We start from the raw sequence: 2,046 nt of genomic DNA on the forward strand, positions 1-2,046 counted from the left end.
GGTTATGAATTAACCGACTAATAAAACAGTGGGCGGTAGGCAGGTTATCTGCCTCGTCACTGTAAAACCACTGTATTGAAAAAGCATTTTCCACCTGCTATTTGCTGTCATACCCACTCTCTTGCCGTAGTCGGCATTGTACTGATCAAAAAATTCACGATCGTGTTTTTTGTATTACAGATACAGATTTTCATGAACGGTTCAGATACCTTTTTTACTGGCATGAGCAGTAAGCGACCATGAGCTACAGGCTCCTGGTTAAGCTTCAAAGCCGAGTTTTTTAATAAAAATAGCCTTTCTGTGTAAACGTATGGCAGCCGTAATGGGCTGTGGTCTGATTCTACTGTCCCGGGCCAGCCGGATAGGTCATATCTCGCTAATCCGGCCTTTAACGCCAGGAGTTTTACAACACTAATTAACAAGCGAGCCATAATGATGTGAACGGTTCTTTCGTGAATGCTTGAATTTTTAATCTTTTCTACTACATTTGCCAGAGGATTTAATTAATAAGGATTATATAAAAATGAAAACTATTTTTTTTGGGGTGGTGCTGGTTATCGCCACGGCGGGGTTTTGTTCAGAAGAGAATGATTCTATTTGTGTTGATAACAGGTTTTTTTTTCAGATCAATGACCCATATGATTATGAAGTGAATATCAAATTTTTGGATGAAAGTTCAAATCTGCTGTATGAGTATGACTTATTCAATGGGCTGAATCCTGATGCTATAACGAAAAAAATATTAATTGATTTTTCTTCTCAGGTAATAACGCTAACATCAATCTTGTTAGATGGAAGTCGCAAGGTGATTGAAAGAGAAAAGGAAACTGAAAAAGACGATAAAATTGAGTCACTTTTACCATCAAACTATTTAATTACCGTGACTCATGCCAGCAATCATGATGTTGCATCAATCTCTAACCAATGTCACTCATCTAATGATCAGGAAAAGGTTAGGATATTACAAGTCTATACAAATACTTTTCTAAAACAGTCAAGCACTTTCAAATCAAGTACCGAATTTTATGGAATCACTGAGATCGATGAAAGTAAAAAGGAACAGTTGTTTAACGAGAAACTTCATTTCCTTGGTTATAAAAAAGATGCCTGTGGAAGATATATTCCCATTAATAGTACATCACCAGGATCAACCGACTGTATCAGGATTGTTGTTCCGCTTTTTCTGGATTATCTGCCGAAGAAATTGCCGTTAAAATAAGGTGTTAGGTGTCTCTGTGCCATCTCTTATTGTCTGCTATGCTCAACGCACAAGAAATAATCATAAGGTGTACGCATGAACCACGATAAAGACACAGACGATTTCTGGAATGCCATCAGTCGCATAGAGGTCAGTATAAAAAACTCACAGGACGATATTAGGAAGCTGTACCTGCACAGCGCACGGCAGGAAATATCTATTGAGTCACTTAATGAAAAGATTGACGCTAACCAGCAAGAAAATCGTGAACGTTTTGACAAGATTGAAGACACTCTGGCTGTCATTGTAAACCACTTCCAAAAATAACCACGACACCTAACAGCACGCTCGGCTGAGACGTACATACTGTGCGCCCTTCAGCCCTGGGATACCCACTCTCTTGCCGTATCCAGATCAACATTGTTAAATCCGGCACAGCGCATGAGCAGAAGTCTGATATTATACTCCGCGATGACACTCAGAACTGGCCGACTGAGAGCGTCATTAACAAAAGCACAGACTGCATCACCCGCCCCGGCCAGGTGTGCGGTTTTCTCATCCAGATGAATATCGAAGTATTCCTGTTCAGAACCGCAGTAGGACGGCCTTAAGTCCGACAGGCTGCTAGAGGCTCGTGGTTAAGTATCATAGCGGAGTTTTTTAGTGAAAATAGCCTTTGTATGCCAACGTATGGCAGCCTGGCTAAGCAGTGTCATTATTCTGATGGCCTGTCTGTGGGCAGGCGATCTGCTCAGCGTCTGGATCAATCATGCCCTTCCGGGCAGTATTATCGGAATGCTGCTTCTGGCAGCCCTGCTGGGCAGTGGCCTGATTCGACTGTCCTGGGT

General features: G+C 41.6%; 4 protein-coding genes. 3 read left to right on the forward strand and 1 reads right to left on the reverse strand.

Going from position 1 to position 2,046, the window contains the following annotated elements; translation table 11 throughout:
* Positions 1–523: 523 nt before the first annotated feature.
* Positions 524–1,219, forward strand: coding sequence for a hypothetical protein (locus tag KDK17_RS14045; RefSeq protein WP_257288315.1), 696 nt, complete (start codon positions 524–526; stop codon positions 1,217–1,219).
* A 75-nt stretch (positions 1,220–1,294) separates the two neighbouring features.
* Positions 1,295–1,525, forward strand: coding sequence for a hypothetical protein (locus KDK17_RS14050; protein ID WP_257253053.1), 231 nt, complete (start codon positions 1,295–1,297; stop codon positions 1,523–1,525).
* A 50-nt stretch (positions 1,526–1,575) separates the two neighbouring features.
* Here the strand turns inward: KDK17_RS14050 and KDK17_RS19625 are convergent, their stop codons facing one another.
* Positions 1,576–1,818, reverse strand: coding sequence for a hypothetical protein (locus KDK17_RS19625; RefSeq protein WP_368736437.1), 243 nt, complete (start codon positions 1,816–1,818; stop codon positions 1,576–1,578).
* Between the two features lie 43 nt (positions 1,819–1,861).
* Here KDK17_RS19625 and KDK17_RS14055 point away from each other — a divergent pair.
* Positions 1,862–2,046 (forward strand): CidA/LrgA family protein (locus tag KDK17_RS14055; protein WP_257288316.1); only part of this gene is annotated, 185 nt, incomplete at its 3' end.

The organism is Endozoicomonas sp. SESOKO2 (assembly GCF_024606245.1).
Lineage (GTDB): Bacteria > Pseudomonadota > Gammaproteobacteria > Pseudomonadales > Endozoicomonadaceae > Endozoicomonas_A.

What these genes read in the sequence shown, in the direction of transcription:
- KDK17_RS14045 (WP_257288315.1), top strand. Translation starts at nt 524, where the DNA reads ATGAAAACTATTTTTTTTGGGGTGGTGCTGGTTATCGCCACGGCGGGG.
- KDK17_RS14050 (WP_257253053.1), top strand. Translation starts at nt 1,295, where the DNA reads ATGAACCACGATAAAGACACAGACGATTTCTGGAATGCCATCAGTCGC.